At 59.0% G+C, this 24,502-nt stretch carries 20 protein-coding genes; 7 read left to right on the forward strand and 13 right to left on the reverse strand.

All coding sequences use genetic code 11. From position 1 onward, the window contains the following. Positions 1-4: 4 nt before the first annotated feature. The 4 genes from ABQ278_RS11295 to ABQ278_RS11310 all read right to left on the reverse strand — a co-directional run bounded on the left by ABQ278_RS11295 (position 5) and on the right by ABQ278_RS11310 (position 2,388). Complete coding sequence (locus ABQ278_RS11295; protein WP_349319677.1) at positions 5-793, reverse strand: ATP-binding cassette domain-containing protein; 789 nt, start codon at positions 791-793, stop codon at positions 5-7. Next, positions 793-1,437 (reverse strand): ABC transporter permease, encoded by a 645-nt coding sequence (locus ABQ278_RS11300; RefSeq protein ID WP_349319678.1) that lies wholly within the window; start codon positions 1,435-1,437, stop codon positions 793-795. Before ABQ278_RS11300 ends, ABQ278_RS11295 begins: the two co-directional genes overlap by 1 nt. Continuing rightward, positions 1,418-1,972 carry a hypothetical protein gene (locus ABQ278_RS11305; protein ID WP_349319679.1) on the reverse strand — a complete coding sequence of 185 codons (555 nt, stop codon included), beginning with the start codon at positions 1,970-1,972 and terminating at the stop codon, positions 1,418-1,420. The genes ABQ278_RS11300 and ABQ278_RS11305 overlap by 20 nt, the downstream gene beginning before the upstream one ends. A gap of 167 nt (positions 1,973-2,139) precedes the next feature. Beyond that, positions 2,140-2,388: a DUF3253 domain-containing protein gene (locus tag ABQ278_RS11310; RefSeq protein ID WP_018082037.1), complete on the reverse strand. Its 249-nt coding sequence runs from the start codon at positions 2,386-2,388 to the stop codon at positions 2,140-2,142. A gap of 24 nt (positions 2,389-2,412) precedes the next feature. Here ABQ278_RS11310 and ABQ278_RS11315 point away from each other — a divergent pair, with 24 nt between their 5' ends. After that, positions 2,413-2,865 carry a PaaI family thioesterase gene (locus ABQ278_RS11315; RefSeq protein ID WP_349319680.1) on the forward strand — a complete coding sequence of 151 codons (453 nt, stop codon included), beginning with the start codon at positions 2,413-2,415 and terminating at the stop codon, positions 2,863-2,865. On the opposite strand, the gene ABQ278_RS11320 is transcribed toward ABQ278_RS11315, so the two are convergent. The 3 genes from ABQ278_RS11320 to ABQ278_RS11330 all read right to left on the reverse strand — a co-directional run bounded on the left by ABQ278_RS11320 (position 2,862) and on the right by ABQ278_RS11330 (position 8,701). Beyond that, the gene (locus ABQ278_RS11320) at positions 2,862-4,148 is read right to left on the reverse strand and encodes a nucleoside transporter C-terminal domain-containing protein (protein ID WP_349319681.1); all 1,287 of its coding nucleotides are present in this window, start codon (positions 4,146-4,148) and stop codon (positions 2,862-2,864) included. The genes ABQ278_RS11315 and ABQ278_RS11320 overlap by 4 nt on opposite strands. A 135-nt stretch (positions 4,149-4,283) precedes the next feature. Then, positions 4,284-6,818 carry a TonB-dependent receptor gene (locus tag ABQ278_RS11325; protein WP_349319682.1) on the reverse strand — a complete coding sequence of 845 codons (2,535 nt, stop codon included), beginning with the start codon at positions 6,816-6,818 and terminating at the stop codon, positions 4,284-4,286. Between the two features lie 248 nt (positions 6,819-7,066). After that, positions 7,067-8,701: a sulfotransferase gene (locus ABQ278_RS11330; RefSeq protein WP_349319683.1), complete on the reverse strand. Its 1,635-nt coding sequence runs from the start codon at positions 8,699-8,701 to the stop codon at positions 7,067-7,069. 171 nt (positions 8,702-8,872) lie between these two features. Here ABQ278_RS11330 and ABQ278_RS11335 point away from each other — a divergent pair, with 171 nt between their 5' ends. Next, complete coding sequence (locus ABQ278_RS11335; RefSeq protein ID WP_349319684.1) at positions 8,873-9,574, forward strand: response regulator; 702 nt, start codon at positions 8,873-8,875, stop codon at positions 9,572-9,574. Further along, a complete protein-coding gene (locus ABQ278_RS11340) occupies positions 9,574-10,950 on the forward strand; it encodes an ATP-binding protein (RefSeq protein WP_349319685.1) in 1,377 nt (458 codons plus the stop codon). The genes ABQ278_RS11335 and ABQ278_RS11340 overlap by 1 nt, the downstream gene beginning before the upstream one ends. Before the next feature lie 84 nt (positions 10,951-11,034). Here ABQ278_RS11340 and ABQ278_RS11345 read toward each other — a convergent pair whose 3' ends face one another. From ABQ278_RS11345 to ABQ278_RS11365, 5 genes are all read right to left on the reverse strand, one after another. Beyond that, entirely contained in the window at positions 11,035-12,723 is a 1,689-nt protein-coding gene (locus ABQ278_RS11345; protein WP_349319686.1) for a methyl-accepting chemotaxis protein, read from the reverse strand. Positions 12,724-13,076: 353 nt separating this feature from the next. Further along, on the reverse strand, positions 13,077-15,080 hold the full coding sequence (locus ABQ278_RS11350) for a TonB-dependent receptor (protein ID WP_349319687.1): 2,004 nt from the start codon (positions 15,078-15,080) through the stop codon (positions 13,077-13,079). After that, a complete protein-coding gene (locus ABQ278_RS11355) occupies positions 14,992-15,912 on the reverse strand; it encodes a TonB-dependent receptor plug domain-containing protein (RefSeq protein ID WP_349319688.1) in 921 nt (306 codons plus the stop codon). The genes ABQ278_RS11350 and ABQ278_RS11355 overlap by 89 nt, the downstream gene beginning before the upstream one ends. Positions 15,913-16,380: 468 nt before the next feature. Next, on the reverse strand, positions 16,381-17,169 hold the full coding sequence (locus tag ABQ278_RS11360; protein WP_349319689.1) for a UTRA domain-containing protein: 789 nt from the start codon (positions 17,167-17,169) through the stop codon (positions 16,381-16,383). A gap of 59 nt (positions 17,170-17,228) precedes the next feature. Next, positions 17,229-17,825, reverse strand: coding sequence for an HD domain-containing protein (locus ABQ278_RS11365; RefSeq protein WP_349319690.1), 597 nt, complete (start codon positions 17,823-17,825; stop codon positions 17,229-17,231). Positions 17,826-17,990: 165 nt separating this feature from the next. Between ABQ278_RS11365 and ABQ278_RS11370 the strand changes: the two genes are divergently transcribed. Genes ABQ278_RS11370 through ABQ278_RS11385 form a run of 4 tightly spaced genes read left to right on the forward strand, consistent with a single transcriptional unit; the run spans position 17,991 to position 23,402 of the window. Continuing rightward, positions 17,991-20,156 carry a phosphocholine-specific phospholipase C gene (locus ABQ278_RS11370; RefSeq protein ID WP_349319691.1) on the forward strand — a complete coding sequence of 722 codons (2,166 nt, stop codon included), beginning with the start codon at positions 17,991-17,993 and terminating at the stop codon, positions 20,154-20,156. After that, entirely contained in the window at positions 20,156-21,247 is a 1,092-nt protein-coding gene (locus tag ABQ278_RS11375) for a TIGR03364 family FAD-dependent oxidoreductase (RefSeq protein ID WP_349319692.1), read from the forward strand. The genes ABQ278_RS11370 and ABQ278_RS11375 overlap by 1 nt, the downstream gene beginning before the upstream one ends. A gap of 7 nt (positions 21,248-21,254) precedes the next feature. Further along, positions 21,255-22,088 (forward strand): phosphonoacetaldehyde hydrolase, encoded by an 834-nt coding sequence (phnX, locus tag ABQ278_RS11380; RefSeq protein WP_349319693.1) that lies wholly within the window; start codon positions 21,255-21,257, stop codon positions 22,086-22,088. A 9-nt stretch (positions 22,089-22,097) separates the two neighbouring features. Further along, on the forward strand, positions 22,098-23,402 hold the full coding sequence (locus tag ABQ278_RS11385) for a DUF5690 family protein (RefSeq protein ID WP_349319694.1): 1,305 nt from the start codon (positions 22,098-22,100) through the stop codon (positions 23,400-23,402). A gap of 17 nt (positions 23,403-23,419) precedes the next feature. On the opposite strand, the gene pstS is transcribed toward ABQ278_RS11385, so the two are convergent. Continuing rightward, complete coding sequence (gene pstS, locus ABQ278_RS11390) at positions 23,420-24,478, reverse strand: phosphate ABC transporter substrate-binding protein PstS (RefSeq protein WP_349319695.1); 1,059 nt, start codon at positions 24,476-24,478, stop codon at positions 23,420-23,422. Between the last annotated feature and the right edge of the window lie 24 nt (positions 24,479-24,502).

The following is a 24,502-nucleotide window of genomic DNA, read 5'->3' on the forward strand; positions in this document are numbered from 1 at the left end:
AACCTTAAGCCTTGAGTTTACCTCTGGGGCCATGAAAATACTCATGAATCCAGGGATGGGTTGATTTTTCCAGCACCTCGACAGGGCCCTTTTCCACCACGTGCCGTTCCGCCAGAACGGCGATTTCGTCACAGATAGCATAGAGACTATCAAGATCGTGCGTGATCATGAAGACGGTGAGATCGAGACTGTCCGCAAGTTCACGGATCAGGGTATCAAAAGCGGCCGCGCCGATCGGGTCCAGCCCGGCGGTGGGTTCATCGAGAAACAAAAGCTGCGCATCGAGCGCCAGCGCCCGTGCCAAAGCGGTGCGCTTGATCATACCACCCGAAAGCTCCGAGGGCGCCAGTTCCGCGGCCCGCAACGGCAATCCCGCCAGTGACATCTTCATCAGGGCGATGGCGCGGGCCTCCGTCCGGCTGAGACGGGTAAATTCCATGATGGGGGTCATGATGTTCTCGACCACGCTCAAGGTCGAGAACAGAGCGCCGCTCTGGAACAGCACACCGGTCTTGGCTTTTATCTGTCGCGTCCGCTCTTCGCTGCCCTCATAGAGCTTGTGGCCGAAAATGCGGATATCGCCCGACTTCGGCTTTTGCAGGCCAAGGATCGAATTGAGCAGCACGGTCTTGCCGGAGCCAGAGCCGCCGACAATGCCCAGGATCTGCCCACGCTTGACGGTGAGGTCGAGATTTTCGTGGATCACATTGGTGCCGAAGCTGTTGTTCAGACCGGTGATGACGATGGGATCGTCACTTTCGTTATCCAGCGGTGCGAGGTTCTTTCTCTTCATCAGAATACAAATCCGTTAAAGAGCATGGCGAAAATAGCGTCGATCATGAAGACGAGGAAAATCGACTGCACAACCGCCGTGGTCACCTGACGACCGAGCGAAATGACATCGTCCTTCACGGTCATGCCCATGCGGCAGCCGACGACAGCGATGGTGATGGCGAGAAACGGCGTCTTGATCATGCCGACGAACAGATTGACCGCCGGCACATAATCATACATGCGCTGCACAAAGAACGCCGGACCATTACCGAGTGAGCCCCAGATGGCCAGGGCACCGCCCAGCATGCCGGCGAACATGCCGACAAAGGTAATCAGCGGCATCATGATGACCAGAGCAATGACGCGCGGCAGCACCAGCGCCTCGTAAGGATCGATACCCATCACACGCATGGCATCGATTTCCTGATTGATCTTCATCGAACCGATTTCGGCAGCGAAGGCCGAGGCGCTGCGACCGCTGATCAGGACGGCGGCGATCAGCGGACCAAATTCGCGCAACACGCCGATAGCGACCATATCGACCGCAAAAACGGCAGCGCCAAACTGTTTCAATGTCAGCACCAACAGAAAGGCCAGGGTCGCACCGACGAACATATTGGTGAAGAAGATAATCGGCAGGGATTCAAGCCCGGCACGCTGCATGATGTTGAACAACGCCGCCCAGCGGAACTCGTGACGGCCGCACGATCGACAGCATCCATAGGGTGATGACGTGGCCCATAAAGACGGACTGATTGATAAAGCCGCGTCCGAAAGCCGACATGATCCGGCCCAGGTGTTCCAGCACATAATAGACAGGATGCAGCCAGAACTTTTGTTTTGACGGGTTGTCCTGCTCATAGGCATCGACATCGCCCTTGCAGGTCGTCACCAGAGCATAGATGCGGGCGTAGTTTTCATTGTCGGTAAAAATGTCGCCGTCAAGCTTGTCCGCCACCGCCTGTCGCAAGGTAAAGGCGCCAGCAGTATCCAGGGCCTCAAGCCCCTCACCTGTAATGCGCACCTTGTCATGCTTTTTAAGCGCTGACACCAACCGTGACGACAGACCTGCGAGACGAGTGACGATCCATTGCCCGGTTAGGTTCAGAACAGGGATAAAATCGCCCTTTGCGCCGCCCTTTTTAGGCAACGTGAGGTTAAAATCAGCCTTGATAACGGGTGGTGGCGCCTTGGGCATGGAATTCGGCAAAGGTCACAGACATTAATAACGTATCGGTTGCCGGATCATAGAGGCTTCATATTGATAAAATGGCAATAGTGAACATAAAAAAACTGTACGGAAGTGTTCACTTTTTACCACAGGCGGTAACAGATAAGAACTTACGATCTCTGCCGCCTGTGAGATCAGGCCTTTTGCGGCAGACGTACGCGATAGACGCCCTTAAAGCCTTCCGGCTCAATCGGCTTGCCTTTGCGCAGAACTTCCAGCTTGCCCTGACGCGCCAGGCCGATGATCACGCCGCGCACCTTGGGCAGTTCTCGGCGCCACTGTTCGGCATTAACCGCCTTGGCGACATCGTTGGGGCTTATGGACTCTCCGTCTCGCACCTGCGATAAGAGCCCCAAAAGCGTCTCTTCGATAAGCTGAGACATGTGTGATTACTCCGGAGTTGCAAGATGAGTGAGCGTGAGCTGATAAAGGTGACCGAAGGCGATTTCGCGGGTTGGGTGCTGTCGCCCGAAGGCGAAAACTTCAACGGCCTTGTTGGGCCCTATTACTACCAGTCCGATGATCCCGCCAACGTCAAAGTGGCCTTCAAGGCGGAAAAGCGCCATTTAAACGGCGGCGGCACGGTGCACGGCGGCTGTCTGCTCACCCTGGCCGACACATCTTTATTCGTTTTCGCCCTGCCCCATCTGGGCGATGGGGGCGCGGTCACCCTGCAACTTGACTCGCAGTTTCAGAGCCCCGGCCGCGAAGGCGACATCATCGTGGCGACCGGCGAGATCACCCGCGCCGGCAAGTCGGTCGTCTTTGGCCGCGGCCAACTGACCTGTGGCGACCGCATCCTGCTGAGCTATTCGGGCATCATGGCGCGCATCGCCTCCAAGCCTTCGGGCGATGCTTAAAGCCCATACACCGCATTCGGCAGGGCGCCGACGATTGCCGCCGACAGGCAGGTCGCCAGGAACGCCGCCGCCAGCGCTTTCCAGATCAGGGTCATGATCTCTGGCCGACGATCCGGCATAAGTGCGCCAAAGCCCGCAACCGTAATGCCGACCGAGCCGATATTGGCGAAGCCGCAGGTGGCGTAAGTCAGCAGGATACGCGTGCGCGGCGTCATCTCGACCACGGGAATCGCCGCCAGCTTGAGGAAGGCGACAAACTCGGTCAGCACCATCTTGATGCCGAGTATTTCGCCGCCCTTGGCCGCTTCGTTCCACGGCACGCCAATCAGCCAGGCCAGCGGCGTGAAGGCGACACCGAGCGCGCGCTCGATGGTCACCGGCTGACCGCCAATCGGCGGAATCACGCTCAGGATCATGTTGGTGAGCGCCGCCAAGGCTACCATGACGATCAGAATGGCGGCGATATTGACCGCCACCATCATGCCGTCGACCGTGCCTTTCGACACGGCGTCGATGGCGGAATCATATTTCAGCGCACTGTCGTAATCGAGCTTCTCGACCTTGTGGTTCATCAGGTCGGGCACAATGATGCGCGCCAGCAGCACGCCCGCCGGCGCGGAGACGATGGCCGCCGCCAGTATATGCCCCGCCGCATTGGGCAGGACGTGTTGCAGGATCAGGACATAGGCCACCATGGTGGAGCCGGCGACATTGGCCATGCCGACCACGACCAGCACGAACAGTTCGGAGCGGGTGAGTTTGTCGAGATAACCCTTGATGATGATCAGGCTCTCGACATTGCCGACGAAGATGCCGGAAGCGACGCCAAGCGACGTGGCGCCGCCGAGCCCGATCAGCTTTTCAAAAGCATAGCCGAAGCCACGAATGATGATTTTAAGCACACCAATATGCCACAACAGGGCCGACAGTGCCGAAATGACGAGGATTAGCGGCAAAACCCGAAGGGCGAAGACGAACAACGCGCCTTCATTGACCACCTGATAGGGCTGCGCGCCGCCGCCCATATAACCAAAGACGAACTGCATACCCTGATCGGTGGCGGCTGAGAGGGACGTCATGCCGTTGGCTATGCCCCCAAGCATCACGTGCGATTGCGGGATAGCGAACAGGGCCAGGATCAGAACGACCTGAAGGCCGATGGCGCCAATGGCCAGGAAAACGGGAAACTTGCGCTTGTTCTCGGATAGTCCCCAGCAGATCAGCAGGATGACCACGATCCCCAGCAGGCTCTGCGCGTTTTCAAGACCATAATGGATGGGCACGTAGCTACTCCTGAGCCGGCAACAAACAAAAAGCTATAGTGATGGCATGTGCAGGATTTGTGACAGCCGCATGTCTATGCAGAAAGGCGGGCTCCGCCAAGGAACCCGCCTCCCTATCATACGTGTGTAACGAGACTAGAACGACGAACCGAGGCGCACCCCGAAGGTTTGCGGTGTATTCGGCACGATATAGGTGCGCTGATAACAGATGCTGCACTGAACATAGCGTGACAACTCGGCGCGCTCATTAAAGGCATTGCGCAGGTAAGCCTCCAGCGTCCATGTGTCCCACTCGACGCCAACGGCCAGATTGACGACCTTGAAGCCTCGCAGGCGACCAAGCGCCTCGGCCTGGGCGACACGAATATCGGTCGAGGCGCCGGATTGATAGGTGGCGTCGATCTGCCAGTACGGGCTGTACTTGCCGACATCCCAGCTATAGCGGACGTTGGCGGCCAGCTTGACCTGCGGCGTGATCGGCAGACGGGTGCCGATCGGGGCTGCGATCGAATCCTCGTGATCAGTGTAGACATCGGTGGCGACACCGCCCGGATACTGGGTTTCGTGGGTCGTGATGATGCCGGAGCAATCCTCGTTCGGATCCCCCTCAAAGGCGCAGAGATTGCTGGTGGTCTTGGCGCTGGTCAGAGCGCCGCTGGCGCCAATGGTCAGCCCCTGCATCGGCACCCAGGCCAGATCCATTTCCAGCCCCTTAATATCGGCGTCCGGACCATTGTGGATTTCGGTAAAGCTGTTCTGACCGAGGAAGGCGAACTGGAAGCTCTCCCACTTCTGATCATAGAGCGCGCCGTTGAGGTGGACCGTCTTGTTGAACAGGGTGGCTTTCCAGCCGAGTTCGAAATTGCTCAGATAGTCCGGCGCGTAGTTCGGCACGCTGGCGCGGCGGTTGATGCCACCGGGGCGGAAGCCCTTGGAATAGGTGCCGTAGAGCATGAGACCCGGTGTGGCCTTCCACGAAAGGTTGATCTTGGGCGAGAAACCGCTGCCCTTGGCGTGCTTGGGCGAGACGGAGCCGTCGGCGTTTTGGACGCCGAGATCGGTACAGGGCGTGCCTTCAACACCTCCCTTGGTGATCAGTGTGCCGGTCGGATCCTTGGGGTTGTCTACGCCATAGGTATCGGTGGTAAAGCAGCGACGGACGCCGGAAGAGCCATAGGTAGCGTTCGGCGCATCTGTACCGGCCAGGAAGCCTTGGCTGCGACCAAAGCCGAAGAAGCCGATCAGCGAATTGTCATAGGTGAAGGAGCGACCGCCGGCGGTCAGGGTCAGTTTCGGCGTGATATCGAAGCTGACTTCGCCGAAGATGGCGGCGTCGCGGTCGATACGGCTTTGCTTGGTCAGCCAGAGCGTACCTTCCCAGCCATTGACCGACATGGCTGCTGACAGGTTGGGCACCTGATAGTCCTGTAGGATGTCGTGCGTCTGGTATTGATAGAAGGCCCCGGCGACGAAGCGCAGGCGGTCGGTGGTTGGCGAGGCGATGCGGAACTCGTGGCTCTGCTTGGTGAACTTGTCCGTTCCGAAGATGGTCTGACGCGAATCGATGGTGTCACCGGCTTCGTTGGTGAAGTACTGATAGTTGGCGACCCCGCCGTAGGAAGCGTAGAGCGCGTCGTAAGCCTCAGCGTAGTCAGTGTAATCTGACTGCGTATTGACCTTGCGTTCCATATAGGCGCCGGCATAGGTCAGGTCGAAATTGCCGATCTTGCCCTGAACGGTAAGCGCGGCCTGAGCGAAGCGGTCATGGCCACTTTCCGGGAAGAAGCGCTGAACCTGCAGATCATCCAGCGAGGTATCGTAGGCATAGGTGCCGTGGCTCTTGGTGTCCTGCGCGATGATCGTCGCCGTCGTCGTCCAGTTGTCGTCAAGGTCGACCTTCAGAGCTGCGCGGCCTCCGACGATATCCGTGTCGTTATAGTCCTTCTTGACGAACTGATCATTGTTGACCGTGATGCCGGGCAGGTAACCACCATCCCCATCTGATGCGCCGAGAAAGGTGCGCGTGCCAGGAATATTATCGATATAGCCGGCGTCGTGTTCGTACCAGCCGACCAGGCGCAAGGCGGCCTTACTGCCGATCGGGGTGTTGAACATGCCCTCCAGCTGGCCGCCCATTCCGCCATCGGTAACCTTGTTCACTTCGCTATCGAAGCGGCCATAGGTGCCGGTCATATCCGGCTTGTTGGTGATGATGCGCAGGGTGCCAGCTTCCGATGAAGCGCCGTACAGTGTGCCCTGCGGACCGGCCAGCGATTCAATGCGGGCGATGTCATAGACGTGGACATCAAGCGCACCGTCGATCGTGGTGACCGGCTGTTCGTCGAGATAGATGCCGACGCTGGGGAGCGAGCCGGAGTGATTGCCGTCACCGCCCGAGGCAACGCCGCGGAAATAGACTTTGGTCGAGCCGGGCGAACTGGTCTGGAACGAGACGCTGGGGAGCTGGGCGGCGAAGTCGTTGAAATTAGAGATGTTGAGTTCATCCAGCTTCTTGGTGCCGAGCACCTGAATGCTGATCGGTACGTCTTGCAGGCGTTGCGAGCGTTTCTGTGCCGTGACGATGACCTCGATGCCATCGGAGTCCGCACCCGCGGCGACCGTGGCGGGCGTACTTTGAGCAAAAGCAAAGGCTGGCAGTGTAGCGAGCATGGTGCTCGTCAGAAGGGTGGTGGTTAAGCGACGCGCATTCATGGATAGCCCCCGTATGTCGGTTTAAGGCTTCGAGACTGTGCTTCGCTTTTAAAAGCGTCAATGGTCATCTGTTGCGGCGCAAAATTGAGATCACAAATGTGTCGCAATTGCCGCACTTTTTGCCACAAACACCCGAGCAGAATGTCAGTTTTGCAAGCAAATTACAGGGATACCGCATATTTCCGCAAGGTTGACCCTAGGTTATGTTATCTCGCATGTGCGAAATGAGGCGCATTGGGATAGGCCTCCAGTACCGAGCCGAGGGCCGCCTTCAACGGCTCTAGCCACGGCTCGAAACCCTGCCAGCCTTCGGTGCCTTCGCGAAAAATCGGCTTACGCACCTGTTCGGATGAGGCCGTGCGCACCGCACGCTCGGTTTCGTGAAAACGCAGGGTCGCCGCCTCAAATTCCAGTCCGCAGGCGGCCAGCAGGGCGCGCACTTCCGTCTCGGTATCATCCACCATGCGCTCATAGAAGACCCGATGCACCCGCCCTGGCAGGACGTCATCGACATGCTTCATCAGGCGCACATAGTCGGCGTAATAGCGGCCGAGATCGTCCAGACTGTAAGAAAAGGCCTGACCTTTGGCGAAATGCTGCTTGAAGTTCGAGAAACAGCAGCCGAGCGGATGGCGGCGTGCATCGATGATGATGGCATTGGGCAGGATCAGGTGGACGAAGGGCACATGCGCCCAGTTGTTCGGCAACTTGTCGATGAACAAAGGACGGCCGGTCTTGCGCTGGATTCGAGTACGCGCCAGATAGCTTTCGCCGAGGTCTCGCAGGCGTTCCGGTGTCAAATCAGCAATCGGGTTGGGATAATCCTTAGACGTGCGCGCCAGGGCCGGAATATCCGGCAGTTCCGAGGTGCCTTCGATCTGGCTGTGGCTGGAGAGGATCTGCTCGACCAGGGTGGAGCCGGCACGCGGCATGCCCAGAATAAAGATCGGATCGCGGGCATCGCAGCCCTGCCCTTCGCGCGCCTGGAAAAATTCCGGCGTAAACAGGGCCACGCTGCGATCAACAAAGGCCGTGGTGTCTTCGGCGCTATAGTCGACCGTCTCCCGCCGAAGCGTGTTGCCAGACTCATAATGGCGGAAAGCTTGCGCGTAGGCCTTCTGGTCTTCATAAGCCTTGCCGAGCGCGAAATCGAGGTGGAAGCGGTCCTCATCGCGCAAGGTGTCGCGGGCGAGCGCGCTTTCCATCGCCGCCACGTCGTCCGGCGTGAAGCGTACCGTCTTGAGATTGGCCAGGCTCCACCATACCTCGCCAAGCGTCGGGGTCAGCTCAAGCGCCGTGCGATAGGCGGCGATCCCATCCTCCTGCCGCCCCACCGTCTTGAGCATATGGCCGAGGCTCATCCATACCTTCGGCTGGTTCGGCGCTTTGGCTACCACGTCCTGATAAAGCTGGATGGCCTCATCGAAACCGCCAATCTTGCTGAGCGCCGCCGCCTTCAGATTGCTGAGACCGATATTTTCCGACTCGCCATCAAGCAGACTATCGAGTTCGGCGATGGCTTCCGGCGCGCGGTTTTGTTTGTAGAGCACCGAGGCCAGATTGGCGCGGGCCGCGCCAAAGGTCGGCGCCAGTTCCAGAGCGCGGCGCAGCAGGTTTTCCGAGTCACGATAGCGCCCGATGCGCGCCGCCACCTCGGCCAGCATGCGGATGGCGGCCACATCGAACGGATCGTTTTTGAGATGCTGGCGCAGAAGCGGCTCGGCGACCTCCAGGCGGTTATCGTAAAGCGCCAGCGCCGCGTTCATGACGTCGGCGTTCTGCATACCCTGACGGATGGCGATCTGTTCGGGCGTCTCGGGGCTATCAAAAGAAGGGGACATACCGATTATGTTCAATAGAAACCCGGCATTGTAAACTGAAATTGTTTCATCCACCGGACAGGCGCCATCAAGCGACGGATCAGGACTTTACAAAATTAAAGGAATAGTGATCAGTCAGGCTTTACATATCTGTTTAGAGCCGTCGTAAAGACCCACAGAAAGAACACTGAAATGAGCCTGGCCACAGGGCAGAACGATGCAACCACCCGCCACCTGCTTGTGGTTGACGACGATGACCGCATCCGCACCCTGCTGAAAGAGTTCCTGTCACGGCAGGGTTTCCGCGTCACTGCCGCGGCCCATGCCGACGCCGCCAAGCGGATGCTGCAACTGCTCGATTTCGATTTGCTGATCGTCGACGTCATGATGCCGGGCGAGGATGGTTTCTCGCTGTCGAAATGGGTGCGCGCCAATTCCAATGTACCGATCCTGATCCTGACGGCGCGCGGCCTGCCCGATGACCGCATCATGGGGCTTTCAATCGGCGCAGATGATTACCTGTCAAAACCCTTCGAGCCGCAGGAACTGCTTTTGCGCATCGAGGCCATCCTGCGCCGTACCGGCGTCAAGCCCGCCCTGCCCAAGGCCATCACTATGGGGCCGTTCAGTTTCGATCTCGAACGCTCCGAACTGAGCAAGAGCGGCACCCTTGTGCGCCTGACAGAAGCAGAATCGCAACTGCTGAAATATCTCGCGGAACGCGCCAATGTGCCGGTCGATCGTATGGATCTGGCCAAGGACAGCGTCGATACCACCGGCCGCGCCGTCGATGTCCAGGTCACCCGCCTGCGGCGCAAGATCGAGCAGGACCCGAAGAACCCGCGCTATCTGCAAACCGTGCGTGGCAAGGGCTACATGCTGGCACCGGATTAATGGCTTCCGGCACACGGCGTAAACTGCCGAAAATCAAGTTCTGGCCGGCCGTGCTGAAACGCAAGTTCCCGCGCACCCTGATGGCGCGTGTGCTGCTTATCATCGTCCTGCCGATCGCAGTGATGCAACTGGCGATCACCTGGGTGTTTTTCGATCTGCACTGGCAGACCGTCACAGCCAAGCTTTCCGAAGGGCTGGCCGGCGACATCGCGTGGGCGGTGCAGGCCTATAAGGAAGATCCCGTCGACGCCAATCTGAACAAGATCAGGCTCCAGGCCGAGCAATCGATGCAGCTTTCGATCACCCTGAAAAAGGGCGAAAAACTGCCGACCACCCTGCGCCCGTCGATTTTCGTGGCGCTTAACCGCACCATCGACAAGGCGCTGGGCGACCAACTCCAGGAAACCTACTGGTTCGATACCACGCGCTATCCCGGCTTTGTCGATATCCGCGTCCAGACGGCGCAGGGCGTTCTGCGCTTTATCGCACCGAAGGACCGCGCCTTCGCCACCACCGGCTATATCTTCATCTTCTGGATGCTAGGCGCCACCTGTATCCTCACCGCCGTCGCCATGCTGTTTATCCGCAATCAGGTGCGCGCCATCGAGCGGCTATCACAGGCCGCTGAGAAATTTGGGCGCAATGAGGAAGACCCCGGCTTCAAACCCTATGGCGCTTCCGAAGTTCGTGCTGCCGCCGAAGCCTTCCTGAAGATGAAGGCGCGCATCCAGCGCCAGATCGAACAGCGCACCACCCTGCTCGCCTCGGTCAGCCATGACCTGCGCACGCCCCTTACGCGCCTCAAGCTCGAACTGGCCATGTCAGAGCAGGACGAGGCCAACACACGCATGAAGCAGGACGTCTCGGAAATGGCCTACATGATCGACGAATACCTGGCCTTCGCGCGCGGGGAAATGTCCGAAAATACCGACAGCGTATCGGTGCGGGCGCTGATGGACACCATCACCGATAATGTGGCGCGCGCCGGCCACAAGCTGCAAACCGAACGCCTGCCGGAAGATCTGCGTGTCAATATTCGCGAACTGGCCGTCCAGCGCGCCATTATCAACCTGATCATGAATGGCTTCCATTACGGCAAGCATGTCCGCTTCCATGCCGAGGTCGATCGCGCCAGCGCCATCTTGCGACTGTTCATCGATGATGATGGTCCGGGCATTGCACCCGAGCGCCGCGAGGAGGCTTTCAAACCGTTCTCGCGCCTTGATGAATCACGTAACCAGAACATCAAGGGCGTGGGGCTTGGCCTCGCCATCGCACGCGATATTATTCGGGGCCATGGCGGCGAACTCGTGCTCGACACCAGCCCGCAAGGCGGCCTGCGCGCCTGTATGAGCTTGCCGATCGCGCAGGCTTAACGATGCCGAAAGTCCGTAACAAGCTGTCGCTTCTATAGGCAGTTGGGCAAGTTGCACCTTAGGCGCAACTTGCCCACGCTGTCATCAGGCGGCGCGCACCGTGGTCAGGAACTTATCCATTTCATGATGAAGGCGCTCGGCCTGTTCCGCCAGTTCGCCGGAAGAAGCCAGCACTTGCGATGCGGCGTCTCCGGTCTGTTCGGCCGCCATCGCCACCCCTGTGATGTTGGAGGTGACTTCCGAGGTGCCCATGGACGCCTGATTGACGGCCTGAACGATTTCCTGCGTGGCTGCCGTTTGCTGTTCTACGGCCGAAGCGATGGCCGTAGAAGTATGGTTTATGTTCTGGATTGTGCCGGTGATGGTCTGCATCGCCTGAGCGGCGCGGCTGGTCGCTTCCTGAATTTGCGCGATCTTGCTGGAGATTTCGGTCGTGGCGCGCGCCGTCTGGCCCGCCAGCGCCTTGACCTCGGAGGCCACCACGGCGAACCCCCTGCCCGCTTCACCGGCGCGTGCCGATTTAATGGTCGCGTTGAGGGCCAAAAGATTGGTTTGTGAAGCAAGGCCCGCAATCATATCCACCACGCCGCCGATGGAACTGGCAACCTCGTTCAACTCGGCCACAATACTCGTGGCCTTATCGGCTTCAAGAACCGCTTCGGAAGAAATCTGCGCCGAGGTCGCGACCTGGCGTCCGATCTCGTTGACGGAGGCCCCCAGCTCTTCTGCCGACGAAGCTACTGACGTAACATTGGCGCCTGCCTCCTCAGCAGCTGCAGAAACGGCCACTGACTGAGCCGAAGCTTCCTGCGCCGTGGAACTCAGTTGCGCCGCAGCGGCCTGCATCTCGGTGGCTGCAGAGGACACGAGACTGACAATACCGCCCACGGACTTTTCAAAATTATCAGCCAGTTGCAGCATCGCCGCCCGGCGCTCCTGTTCGGAAACGGCCTTCTGCTTTTCGGCGTTGGCGCGCAATGTCTCTGCTTCTGCCAGGCCCTCACGAAAAACCTCCGCCGTGCGCGACATGGCGCCGATTTCATCCTTACGCTCCTGGCCGGGAATCGACACGGTCAGATTGCCCTTAGACATCTGGGCCATCAGGTCGTTAAGGCGCACGATCGGGCCGGATATGCCCGAGCGCGTCAGCCAGATGCCAATCGCGCCAGCACTCAGCAAGCCCACAATGCCCACTATGTTAGCGTTGCGCATATTGTCGGAACTTTGCTTTTCCAGCCTGGCGGCCAGTTCGGTATTCTCAGCCACGCCCTTATCCACGAAGGTTGCAATTTTGGTCATGACATCGAGAAGCTCAGGGCCGCAACCGCCATCCATTGACGTTACCGCCTGCTCGCGCTGACCAGAGCGCGCCAGCGCTATCACCTCGGCACAAGACCCTGACAAGGCGCTCTCATAGGCCTTGCGAATCGCCTTGACCTCTTCCGCCTTTGCGGGGAAAAACTGAACGGCGGCCTCATTTTCTTCGTTAAACTTCTTGTGCCCGACCTCCAGGTCGTCCAGCGCCTTGGCCAGCTTCGTCTCGTCGCTGGACAGAACTGCCTTCAGGATAGAGCGCGACGTCCAGGCAGCGTGGCGCCCCTGACGGGCCATGGCGACCGTGCCCGGCGCCGGCCCATTCACCATCTCATTGTATTGTTTTATATTATTACCAAGACTTGTATCAATAAACAGAACGGACCCAATACCGATCACGGCCACAAGGGCCAAGAGAAAAATCACCTTAAGCTGCATCGAAAGATTGTTGAACATCATCTTCTACCCCTAGTTCCTATTAATCCATGGCAAAAAAATTGTGAATCCATGGCGACATATCCGAACAGTTGCCAATAGAGACTCTCTGGATGGTAGGTGGTGTATGGTTAATTTTCCATAAACTACAATTTTTCGATGCAGATTTCAGAAAATTAATTTATAAATCAATGTATTATTTACAGCCACTTACATTTTCAAGGACCACAAGAACGGTATAATGATGATTATAACTTATGTCATCCGCGCAATAAAATGCGGCAATATAATACTTTTTTTGCACTTATTAATTGTAACCACAAACACATCAAAAAGGCGCCTCCGGATGGAGACGCCTCCTCTTGATGTTATGTATCCTAATAGCTGTAGGCGAAGCGCAGGATGAAGTTGCGGCCCGGCTCCATATAGTCTTTCTGATACGACGGGCTCTTGCCCTTGGTGGTGTAATAGCGGTGACCATCGAGGATGTTCTGCACGTCGAAATCGACGCTCAGGCCCGAATGGATGTTATAGCGGGTGTGCAGGTCGAGCGATTTGTTCGGCTGCACCCACTTGTCGACCGCGTTATCGCGCAGGTCTTCGATGTACTTGCCCTGATACTGATAGCTCAGCTTGGCCTCGAAACCGTATTTCTGGTAGGTCAGCGAGGTGTTATAGATCAGGTTTGGCGCCTGAATAAAGGTGATCGGATCGCCCTTACGGTAGTCAAGGCCAGTCTCGGCTTCTGAGGTCTGCACCGTGATGTTGGCCTCGACGCCGAAGCCGTCAAACGGGGCGGCCAGGCCTTCAAACGACTTGATCAGGTTTAGTTCGACACCGGAAATCTTGGCGTCCTCGCCGTTCTTGGTTTCGATGATCTCAACCGTGCCCTCCTGGGTGTTGGCATTGACCGAGGAGCCGTTGGTGAAGATGAAGTTCTTGATCGCCTTGTGGAACAGGCCGATCGACACGACGCTGGAACGATCGGGGTAGTATTCCGCCGACAGGTCGAAGTTGAGCGCCTCAGCCGGCTTCAGATCGGGATTACCACGCTCGATGCGGGTGATCTCCTTGGTGATCTTGTCGCGTGTGATCGATTCGCCGCGGGTGATGTTTTCATATTCCGGACGCGAGAAGCTGGTCCAGATGGCGCCGCGATAGACCACATTGTCGCTGTGACGATAGACGGCGGTGACGCTCGGCAGAAAATTGGAATAATCGGCCTTGGTGTTGGCGAAGTGCGAAACGCCGCCATTTTCGGTGTCTTCGTTGATCCAGCTTGTGTTGTCGACCTGGGTGTTCTCGAAGCGCGCACCGGCCACCACTTCCCAGTTACCGGACTTCATATTGGCCAGGGCGTAGGCCGCATAGATGGTTTCCGAACCGTGCTTGTCGTCACCGTTCTGGTCGGCTTCCGAATAGGTGACCGGTGTTGCCTTCATCGCCGCGTCGATGGCAGACGTCACCTTGTCACGGCTCAGGATAGCGCCGTAATAGTAGCGGCCGCCCAGGAAGCTATCGAGGCTGCGTTCGATCAGGCCCGATTGCTCCAGATTGCCGGTGTTGGCGATATCCCCATCCCACAGTTTCGTCTTGTCATATTTGCGCTCGGATTTGGAGTACTTGACGCCTGCCTTGACGTAATCGACAAAGCCACCCAGATCATAACGCGCATCCAGCTTCAGCGCGGTACGGGCATCCGACTGCTCGTATTTTTCCAGCGACGCGCCGTCATATTGCAGCAGGCTGGCATCGGACTGGACCGTGCTGGCGAAAGCCGGCAGTTGCGGCAGAGGGAAGCGCGGATCGAAGGACGACCATAGCACACCGGTCGAGTTGAAGATCGGACCGCAATCCGCGTCTGCGTCGAGGTTCTTGCCATCGCAATTGTAGCTAATGAAGTAATCGCCGTCGCTGCCCTTTTCACCATAGGAATAGCTGGCATCGTATTCGAGCGTCAGGGCATCCTTATGGGTTATGCCGCCGGCGTTGATCGTCGCCAGGCTGGATTTTTGATCCTGGGTCTGGAAGCTGCGGGCGAACTGCATCGCCTTCGGGTCCCATACGCCGGACCGGCCGGCCAGCGACCAGTAGGAGCTTTCGGTCGCGTCGGCATCGGTGATGATGCCATCGTCATCGGCATCGACGATCTGCGAGGTGGTGTAGCCATAGATATTGCCTTTGACCGGATCGGTGCCGGTGATCATACTTTCCGGCGCGCTGAGGCTGGTGTCGTCGATATTAGCCTGAGCCAGCCGTTTAGTCGGACGGCTGCGGAAATCGGTATAGTCATTAGTGCCGGTGCGATCGAGTTTGGCGAACTGTCCGCGCAGGTAAAGCTGAAGTCTCGTCGCCATGATAATCGAGCGAAAAATTGCCACCGTAACGCTCCTGCTCACCACGGCGGAAGTCGAGGTCGATACCTGGCAGGTACATAGAGCGTGAGTTGATGGCCTCCTCCGAATCCTTACGCCAGTGATAGGGCTCCCACTCACCGTCGTTCTCGGTTTCCTCGTTGGAATAGGCGGACTTGCCATAATACGCCGAGGCGAAGATGCCGAAACGGTTGGATTCACCGAACTTGCGGGCGAGATCGACCTGAAGCTGGCCACCATCGGCGCCCTCGCCGTTATCGGTGGCACGGTCGTTATGGGTAAACGCGCCGAATACACGCACCGTCGGCTTCTTGAAATCAAAGGCCGTGGGCGTGACGAAATTTACCGCACCGCCGATGGCGTCGCCATCAAGATCAGGCGTCAGGGTTTTGGATACCGAGATCGACTTCAGGCCATTGGGCGGCAGGACCGTCATCGACATCTTACGGCTGGCGCTGTCGGTCAGGGCGACGCGAACACCATTGATCGAATAGGCGTTAAACGTGCCGGCCATGCCGCGCACCGAGACGTATTCGCCTTCACCGGTTTCCTGATTAACTACCACATTGACACCGGGAATGCGCGCCAGGGCGTCAGCCACGTTGGCATCCGGCAGTTTGCCCAGATCGTCGGCCGAGATGACATTCACAACGCCGGTGGCTTTCTTCTGAGCGCCGATCGAGTTGGCGTTTGAGAGGCGCTGACCGGTCACAACGACCGTCGTCGGTTCTTCAGTGGTCTGCGCCGAATCCTGAGCAAAGGCACTGAGCGGCAAGGCACAGATCAGGGCCGCGACACTGGCCCCCATAAATTTTGATTGAGAGGTTTGCGATGACATGGGTGTTCTCCAACGGGTCCATAAGCCTGATAACGACGCTTCCTCTGACCACACGCCCGATAGGCGCGCCGGATCGTCACCCCATCCCGCTCCTGCCCCCCGCATGTCGTACAGGCGCAAGGGTTCGCACCTTCTGACACAGGACAGAATTCGATATGGACAGATGATGCCCAGGTCATGATTGTTAACAAGAAGCCGTTACTTCATGTCGCAAAATAAATCTGGTGTAAACCAGTTTATATAGATTTAAAAACATTATTTAATAACAACAATTTATTTATAAAAATGTCACATTATAATGCTTTTCTGTAAGGCCGACCTTTGAGGCACGGCACCTCACGCAGCCGCCCCATAACGACTACTTGTTCTGAAAAATTCTATATTTTCAACCACTAGAGCGTATTCCGATCTGATTGGATCAGATCGGCGCTCTATTTTTTTGACGCGCTTTTTTATCCGAAAAATGCGTCACCCTTTTCGGAAAACGCTCTCGCCGACGCGAATATCAACGCTGACCTTAAGCGCATCGTGACGCCAGTATTCCTGATCGTATTCGACCACGCGGCCTTGCGCATCGTAACTGATGCGCGTTACCAGCAGCCCCGGCAGGCCGGACTTGACGCGAAGAGCGGCGGCTTCCGCCTGCGTCAGCGCGCAGGGCTGCATATCGATGCGATTGCGTGCGACATCGACAACATATTCCCGTTTTAGCACCTGGGTGAGCGAGCCGTCGAGATCATGATCAAGCAGGCCAGGCGCCAGACGCGGATCGACGTAGATGGTTTCAACCAGCACAGCGCGGTCATCGACATAACGGCGGCGGCGCAGTTCATAAAGCGTCGCGCCGGCATCAACGCCAAAGATGTCCGCCAAAGCCACCGTGGCCTGCACCTCACTGGTGCCGAGAAGTTCAGTCTTGGGATCACGTCCCTGCGCCTTCACATAGGACATGAAGCCTTCCCAGCGCGTCGGATCATAGACGATCGGCGCCGGCGACACATACCAGCCGCTACGCTCCTTGCGATAGATCAGCCCCTCGGCCTCAAGCTGGAACAGGGCGGCTCGCACGGTGCCGCGTGCCGCACCCGTGCCGCTCTGCAACTGGCGCTCGGATGGCAGGCAGGCGTTATGCCCCAGATCACCGTTTTCGATATGGGCGGCTATACTGTCACGCACCCCCAGATAATGGCGTGTATCGGCGCCATCAGGCAGATCCATCCACCAGTCTGGCCGGGCAAGCGATTTCTTCAGGGTCATGCAGGTCGAGTTCCGGCGGTCAGTTCAAGGCACCACCTGCATACGCGACTCGCGGCAGCTTACCTAGCCTTCTCATCGAGCAGTGACCGGATCATCGGCGCATAGCTGGCGAAGGCCGGCATATCGGCGCCGACCACCTTGCCCAGTTCGTCATATTTCCGCAATTGCATGGCCGCGTCATGCCAGGGATCAGCCAGAAAGGCGTCGACCTCGTCCGGATCCATGATACCGCCCTGCAGCACGAAGCTTTGCAGGGAGGCTTCACTCAACCCTTCGATATAAGAAGGGTTCGTCGTCGCCAGATAACGCTTGGCGCTGACGTGCAGCGCTATCGGCGCGGTCACACTCGGCGGCAGGATGCGCGCCAGCCAACCTGAGCCAATGCGCTCATGTCGCGTGTCGATACCACGGTCGGCGGCATCTTCGCCGAACTTATGCAACAGGTGGCCGATGTCATGCAGCAGGGCCGCAATAATCAAAGCGTCATCAGCGCCGTCTATATGGGCGTGATAGGCGCATTGCTCGGCATGTTCGCGCTGACTGATGTCCTCGCCGTAGTGATCGTCGCCGCGTGTTGCGTAGAGGTGGAGGATATTATCAACACTATCGGAGGCAGCGGCAGGCTCAGGCGACAGGGCAAGGTCAGGCAGGGACATTAAGACTTACTCGGTTTGAAAGGCATCAGCTTATCTGGTCTATACCAGAGAGATTGTCCAAGAACAAACGCCAAATGGCCGCAGTTAAAAATGTCACAAAAATTTAAAACTACGCCTCCCGTCACTGGTCTATACCAGATCAAATTCCGCTGAAGGGGCCTGATCATGACCAAGACACCTGCATTCGACGCCAGCCGCCGCCAGCTTCTGCAAATGGCCGGTGCGGGCATAAGCCTGGCTTCGCTTGCCTCGCTGCAAAAAGCGATGGCCACGCCGGCGCATAATGTCAGCGGCACCCTCATGGATGTCGAACACGTCGTTATCTTCATGCAGGAAAACCGGGCCTTCGATCATTATTTCGGCACCTTCCCCGGTGTCCGTGGTCAGGGCGATCCGCGCCCCTTGCGCCTGCGCAACGGCCATAGTGTCTGGCGTCAACCGAGCGACCAGCACCCCGACGGTTTCGTGCTGCCTTACTGGGCGGATTCCAAAACCGCCAATGCCTATGTCGTCGATGGGGCCGATCAGGGCCATGACGCCGCCACCATCATCGTCAATGGCGGCCACTACGATCAGTGGGGCGTATCAAAGCAACTGCAAAACCGCGTGACGCACTACAAGGCGTCAGACCTGCCGTTTTACCATGCGCTGGCCGCCAACTTCACCATCTGCGACGCCTACCACTGCTCGACCCTGACCCAGACCTACCCGAACCGTCTGCATCTTTGGACGGGCTGCAATGGCGCGGGCGCGGTCGGCGGCGAGCCGGTGCTTTCCAACTACGGCGAAGACGAAACGCCATCGGCCGACATGGCCGAGGACCGGCCGATCAAGGCCTATGAATGGACCACCTATGCCGAGCGCCTGGAAAAGGCCGGCATCAACTGGAAGGTCTATCAGGAATACGACAATTTCGGCGACAACATCCTGTCGGTTTTCAAGCCCTTCCGCCCGTGCGACAAGACCTCGAACCTTTATAAGCGTGGCCGCTCATGGGTTTCGGAAACCAAACCGGCGCCCGACCGCACCCGCTCGGATGGCCAGCAACTGGTCGAGGCTTTCCGTGCCGATATCGCTAACGGCAAACTGCCGCAGGTGTCTTGGATCGTCACCGCCGCCGCGCTTTCCGAGCATCCCAGTTGGACACCGGCCGACGGCGAGAACGTCTGCGCCAAGCTGATCGAGGCCCTGACCGATCATCCGGAGGTTTTCGCCAAGACCGCCTTCATCATCAATTACGATGAGGCCGGCGGACTATATGACCACATGCTGCCGCCGATGCCGCCCGCCGACGAGACACAAGGCTATAGCGGTGTCAACGTCGCCGGAGAGTTCAAGGACTACGGTCACGAAGCGGGCAAACCCAATCAGGGGCTGCAACCGCTCGGACTCGGCATACGCATTCCGGCCATGGTCATCTCGCCTTGGAGCCGTGGCGGCTTCGTCTGCTCCGAAGTCTTCGATCACGTCTCTACCATCAAGTTCATGGAAAAGCGCTTTGGCGTGATGGAACCGAATATCAGCGCGTGGCGTCGCGCCATCAGCGGTGATCTGACCTCGGCCTTCGATTTCAAAACACCCAACCGGGACTTAAGCCAGCTCAACCTGCCCTCGACAGACGATTACAAGGCGCGCCTGCTCCACGCCAGTCAGCAGCCTTCTCTGAAGATTCCCGACGTACAGGCCGCTGGCGGCCAGCCGGCGCAGCAGCGTCCGGCGCGGCCGCTCCCCTATGCCGTCAGCGCCAATATGCGTCAGGTCGAGCGCAACCTTCTGATCGATCTCATCAACAGCGGCAGCAAGGCCGCCGTCTTCACCATCCACGATTACGGCCCCTATGCGGTCAATGGCCCGTGGCGTTATACGCTCGATGCCGGTCAGAGCCATACCGCCGGCCACTGGAATAACAATGATCGCGAAGTCTACGATCTGGCCCTACATGGCCCGAACGGCTTCTATCGCCATTTCGTTGGTCGCCTGCGTGACGATGACAAGCTCACACCCGATCCGGTCTCCGTTACCCTGCGCGAAGACAACGCCATGGGCGAACTGGTCGTCACCCTGCAAAACGCTGGCGGCAAGCAGGCCATGCTTAGCTTAGCCTTTGATCCGCGTTATGCCCGTGGCAATCTTCTGCCTGCCCACCGCGACATCGTGCTGGCATCGGGTGAGACGCAAACCCTGCGCTTCAATCTCAGCCCGGCCGATCACTGGTATGATCTCAGCCTGACCCTGGCCGACACCCCCGGCTGGCTGCGTCGTTACGCCGGTCATATCGAAACCGGCAAGGCCAGCCGTACCGATCCCGGCATCGGCGCGATGGTTATCTGATGAACGCGTCTTACGATGTGGCGATTGTCGGCGGCGGCATCGTCGGACTGGCTCACGCCTATGCCGCCATCAAATCCGGCCTGAAGGTGGCGCTGTTCGAGCGTCACCCGCAGGCGCTTGGCGCCTCGATCCGCAATTTCGGCTTTGTCACCGTTACCGGGCAACAGTGCGGCGAGTTTCATGCGCTGGCCATGCGGGCGCGTGATCTCTGGCTGGAAGTCGCGCCGCAGGCCGGCATCGCCGTCGAGCAGCGCGGTCTCTATGTCAGCGCGCGCTATGCCGAATCGGAAGCGGTGTTGCGCGCCTTTATTGATACCGAAATGGGCGAAGGCTGCCGCCTGATGGCGCCTGCCGAAGCGCCTTTCCTGGCCGATGGCCAGCGGCTCGTCCTGCACTCACCTCACGATATCCGCGTTGAATCGCGCACCGCCATTCCGAAGCTCAGCGCCTGGCTCGGCGAACGCGCCGCGCTGCATTACGGCGTATCGGTTACCGGCATCGACAGTGGCAGGCTGGAAACCTCGATCGGCACGATTCTGGCCGAACGCATCATTGTTTGCCCCGGTGATGACCTTAATGGCCTGTTCGCCGATCGCATCAGGGCCGCACACATCTCACGCTGCCAGTTGCAGATGCTGCGCCTGGCCGATCCCGGCTTTCGACTGCCCGGCGCGGTCATGTCCGATCTCAGCCTGATCCGCTATCTCGGCTATGCCGACCTGCCCGAAGCCGCCGCGCTGAAAGCCCGCCTGCACGCCGACCACGCCGAACATCTGGCGCAAGGCGTCCACCTGATCGTGGTTCAGAGCGCCGATGGCTCGCTCGTGGTCGGCGACAGCCATGTCTACGGCGACGGCCCTCTGCCTTTCGCCTCCGAGGCCACCGACCGGCTTATCCTTGATGAATATCACGCCGTTCTGGGCGCGCCCCCGCCGATCATTGAGCGCTGGACCGGCACCTATGCCGTGGCGCCCGACCGTCTCTATCTCATCGATACCCCCATGCCGGATGTCCGGCTGGCCATCGTCACCTGCGGCGCGGGCGCGTCTACCGCCTTCGCCATCGCTGAAAAAACCTTCTCCACCTTCTGAGGCACTCATGACTTCTCCCATCAAGGCGTTCGTATTCGACTGGGCCGGCACCATGGTCGATTTCGGCAGCATGGCGCCGGTGCGCGCCCTGCAATCGGTCTTCGCTCTGGAAGGCATCGACCTGTCCGCCGCCGAGGCCCGCGCGGACATGGGCATGGCCAAACGCGCCCACATCACCGCCATACTCGGCCGCGAACCGATGCGCACGGCCTGGCGTGAATTGAAAGGCGCAGAGGCCGCCCCCGCCGATATCGACCACCTGTTCGAGGCTATCGGCCCCTTGATGGAACAGGCCGCCACCGAATGCGCCGTCATCATCCCCGGCGCGGTCGATCTGGTGACCCTGCTGCGCTCCAAAGGCGTCCGCATCGGCTCCGGCACCGGCTACAGCCGCGAGATGATGCGCGGCATCCTGCCCAATGCGGCGGCGCAGGGCTATGCGCCCGATCTGGTCGTCTGCGCCGGGGAAACCGCCGAGGGACGTCCCTCGCCGCTGATGACGTGGAAGGCGATGGTAGATCTTGGCGTCTGGCCGGCGCGCGCCTGCGTCAAGGTTGATGATGCCACGGTCGGCATTAGCGAAGGCCGCGAAGCCGGCGTCTGGACCATAGGCGTGGCGGCCAGCGGCAATGGCGTCGGACTCGATTTCGCCGACTTCAATGCCCTGTCACACGATGATCGCATAAGCCGTGTAGCGGCATCTGCGGATGCCTTGCAGGCGGCCGGTGCGGATTACGTTGTGAACAGCGTCGCCGATATCGCGCGCCTGCTGCCTGAAATCGAAGAACGTATTGCCTCCGGTGAACGTCCCGGCGTCCAAACCGACCCTATCCGGCCTTAGGAGCCTTACATGAGCAGCATCGACGCCCCCCTGACCACGTCGGGTAAACTCTCCGGTTTTCAGGGATGGCTGGCCAAGGCACCGCCGGCGGTCTTTGCCCTCTATGGCGGACTGATGGCGTTCGGCGCCTATTTCGCCATGTACGCCTATCGCAAGCCTTTCGCCGTGGCAAGCTTCGCCGATGTGGCCGGGTTCATCGTCGATTACAAAATCGCTCTGGTCATCTCGCAGGTCTTTGGCTACGCGCTCTCCAAGGTCATCGGCGTCAAGGTCATCTCCGAACTGCCGGGGCGTTACCGCGCCATCGCCATCCTGCTGCTGATCGGCTTTGCTGAGCTGATGCTGGTGGCCTTCGCAGCTGTGCCCGCGCCCTACAACATCGCCGCCCTGTTCTTCAATGGCCTGTCGCTCGGTCTGATCTGGGGGCTGGTATTCGGTTTTTTAGAAGGCCGCCGCGTCTCGGAAATTCTCGGCTCCATCCTGTGCGCCAGCTTCATTGTCTCGTCGGGCGTCGTTAAATCGGTCGGCAAATGGGTTATGCTGCAAGGCATCGCCGGCGAATTCTGGATGCCGGCGGTCACGGGTCTGATCTTCGCCCCGCTTCTGCTGATCTGCGTGCTCGGCCTGTCGCAACTGCCGCCCCCCTCACCCGAAGACGAAGCCGCCCGTATCGTGCGTGCGCCCATGAACAAGGCTGCGCGCAAGGCCGCCTTTTCCGCCTTCGCGCCCGGCCTGATCGCCCTCGTCGTGATCTATGTTGGTCTGACAGCCCTGCGCGATTTTCGTGACAACTTCGCTGCTGAAATCTGGACCGATCTCGGCTTCAAGGACAGCGCCAGCATCTTCACGGTATCTGAACTGCCGATCGGTATCGTCGTGCTCTGCGCCATGGCGCTGCTCACCGTTTTCCGTAACAACCGTATGGCCTTCCTGGCCAATCTCGTCATGATCGGTATTGGCCTGGTGTTAGCGGGCGCGTCCACCTTGGCTTATCAGGCCCATTTGCTCGGTCCGGTAACGTGGATGGTGCTGCTCGGCGGCGGTCTCTATCTCGCCTATACGCCGTTCAACGGCCTGTTGTTCGACCGCTTCTTTGCCGCCAGCGGCATGGTCGGTACGGCCGGCTTCCTGATCTATGTCGCCGACGCCAGCGGCTATCTCGGCTCGACAGCCTTGCTTCTGTTCAAGAATTTCAGCGGCCTGACCCTGCCGTGGACGCAATTCCTCATGGGTGCGGCCTACGGCACGGCCGGTTTGGGCTTGATCCTGCTGGTCTGGAGCAGCGTCTATTTCAGTCGCCGCCTCAAGGCCTAGCAGGATCACTTGAGACATTAAGACGCCGAGGGCTGATAGACCGGCTTGCCCTTGGCGACGATGGCGGACCATTGCCCGCGCACCATCGATTTCACCGTCTCCGGCATCGGCACGTAATCCAGTTCGGAAGCATTGCCATCGCCCTTGGCATAGGCCCAGTCGAAGAATTTCAGCACCGCTGCCCCCTTGCCGGCATCGGCCTGCTCCTTGTGGATCAGGATGAAGGTGGCACCGGTGATCGGCCATGTGCCTTCGCCCGGCTGATCGAGCAGCAGAAGATAGTTGCCCTTGGCGCTAGTCCAGTCGGCGCTCGCCGCGGCAGCCGCAAACGACGCGCCGCCGGGTGCGGGGAACTGACCGGCCTTGTTGCGCAGAACCGCATAGGCGCCACCGGTTTTCTTGGCATAGGCGTATTCGACGTAGCCGATGGAACCTTCGGTTTGCTTGACGAAGGCCGCGACACCATCATTGCCCTTGCCGCCAAGGCCCACCGGCCACTCCACCGTATCAGAGCCGCCGACCTTTGACTGCCATTCCGGCGATTGCGACGACAGGTAGGTGGTAAACAGGAAGGATGTGCCAGAACCATCGGAGCGGTGGACGACCGTGATCGGCGTGGCCGGCAGTTTGACGTCAGGGTTCAGGGCAGCGATGGCGGCATCATTCCACTTGGTGACCTTGCCGAGGAAAATGTCGGCCAGCAGTGCACCGGTCAGCTTGAGTTTACCAGGCTCAACACCCGTCAGGTTGACGATGGGCACGATGCCCCCCATGACCGTGGGGAACTGGTAAAGCCCGGCCTTGTCGAGTTCTTCCGGCTTCAAGGGCTTGTCGGTGGCGCCAAAATCAACGGTATTGGCCTCGATCTGCTTGATGCCGCCGCCGGAACCAATGGCCTGATAGTTCAACTCAGCGCCGCCCGTCGTCTTATATTGTCCTGCCCATGCCGTATAAAGCGGTGCGGGGAAGGTAGCGCCGGCGCCTGAGATCTTGGCTGCCGATTGCGCCGGCTTGTCCGGATTGCTACACGCGGCCAGCGACATCATAAAGGCCAGGGCGAGGACTTTTTTCAACACGAGAGACTCTCCATTATTGAGGGA

Source organism: Asticcacaulis sp. MM231 (assembly GCF_964186625.1).
Taxonomy (GTDB): domain Bacteria; phylum Pseudomonadota; class Alphaproteobacteria; order Caulobacterales; family Caulobacteraceae; genus Asticcacaulis.

What these genes read in the sequence shown, in the direction of transcription:
- ABQ278_RS11295 (WP_349319677.1), bottom strand. Translation starts at nt 793, where the DNA reads ATGAAGAGAAAGAACCTCGCACCGCTGGATAACGAAAGTGACGATCCC.
- ABQ278_RS11300 (WP_349319678.1), bottom strand. Translation starts at nt 1,437, where the DNA reads ATGCAGCGTGCCGGGCTTGAATCCCTGCCGATTATCTTCTTCACCAAT.
- ABQ278_RS11305 (WP_349319679.1), bottom strand. Translation starts at nt 1,972, where the DNA reads ATGCCCAAGGCGCCACCACCCGTTATCAAGGCTGATTTTAACCTCACG.
- ABQ278_RS11310 (WP_018082037.1), bottom strand. Translation starts at nt 2,388, where the DNA reads ATGTCTCAGCTTATCGAAGAGACGCTTTTGGGGCTCTTATCGCAGGTG.
- ABQ278_RS11315 (WP_349319680.1), top strand. Translation starts at nt 2,413, where the DNA reads ATGAGTGAGCGTGAGCTGATAAAGGTGACCGAAGGCGATTTCGCGGGT.
- ABQ278_RS11325 (WP_349319682.1), bottom strand. Translation starts at nt 6,818, where the DNA reads ATGCTCGCTACACTGCCAGCCTTTGCTTTTGCTCAAAGTACGCCCGCC.
- ABQ278_RS11330 (WP_349319683.1), bottom strand. Translation starts at nt 8,701, where the DNA reads ATGTCCCCTTCTTTTGATAGCCCCGAGACGCCCGAACAGATCGCCATC.
- ABQ278_RS11335 (WP_349319684.1), top strand. Translation starts at nt 8,873, where the DNA reads ATGAGCCTGGCCACAGGGCAGAACGATGCAACCACCCGCCACCTGCTT.
- ABQ278_RS11340 (WP_349319685.1), top strand. Translation starts at nt 9,574, where the DNA reads ATGGCTTCCGGCACACGGCGTAAACTGCCGAAAATCAAGTTCTGGCCG.
- ABQ278_RS11345 (WP_349319686.1), bottom strand. Translation starts at nt 12,723, where the DNA reads ATGATGTTCAACAATCTTTCGATGCAGCTTAAGGTGATTTTTCTCTTG.
- ABQ278_RS11355 (WP_349319688.1), bottom strand. Translation starts at nt 15,912, where the DNA reads ATGTCATCGCAAACCTCTCAATCAAAATTTATGGGGGCCAGTGTCGCG.
- ABQ278_RS11360 (WP_349319689.1), bottom strand. Translation starts at nt 17,169, where the DNA reads ATGACCCTGAAGAAATCGCTTGCCCGGCCAGACTGGTGGATGGATCTG.
- ABQ278_RS11365 (WP_349319690.1), bottom strand. Translation starts at nt 17,825, where the DNA reads ATGTCCCTGCCTGACCTTGCCCTGTCGCCTGAGCCTGCCGCTGCCTCC.
- ABQ278_RS11370 (WP_349319691.1), top strand. Translation starts at nt 17,991, where the DNA reads ATGACCAAGACACCTGCATTCGACGCCAGCCGCCGCCAGCTTCTGCAA.
- ABQ278_RS11375 (WP_349319692.1), top strand. Translation starts at nt 20,156, where the DNA reads ATGAACGCGTCTTACGATGTGGCGATTGTCGGCGGCGGCATCGTCGGA.
- phnX (WP_349319693.1), top strand. Translation starts at nt 21,255, where the DNA reads ATGACTTCTCCCATCAAGGCGTTCGTATTCGACTGGGCCGGCACCATG.
- ABQ278_RS11385 (WP_349319694.1), top strand. Translation starts at nt 22,098, where the DNA reads ATGAGCAGCATCGACGCCCCCCTGACCACGTCGGGTAAACTCTCCGGT.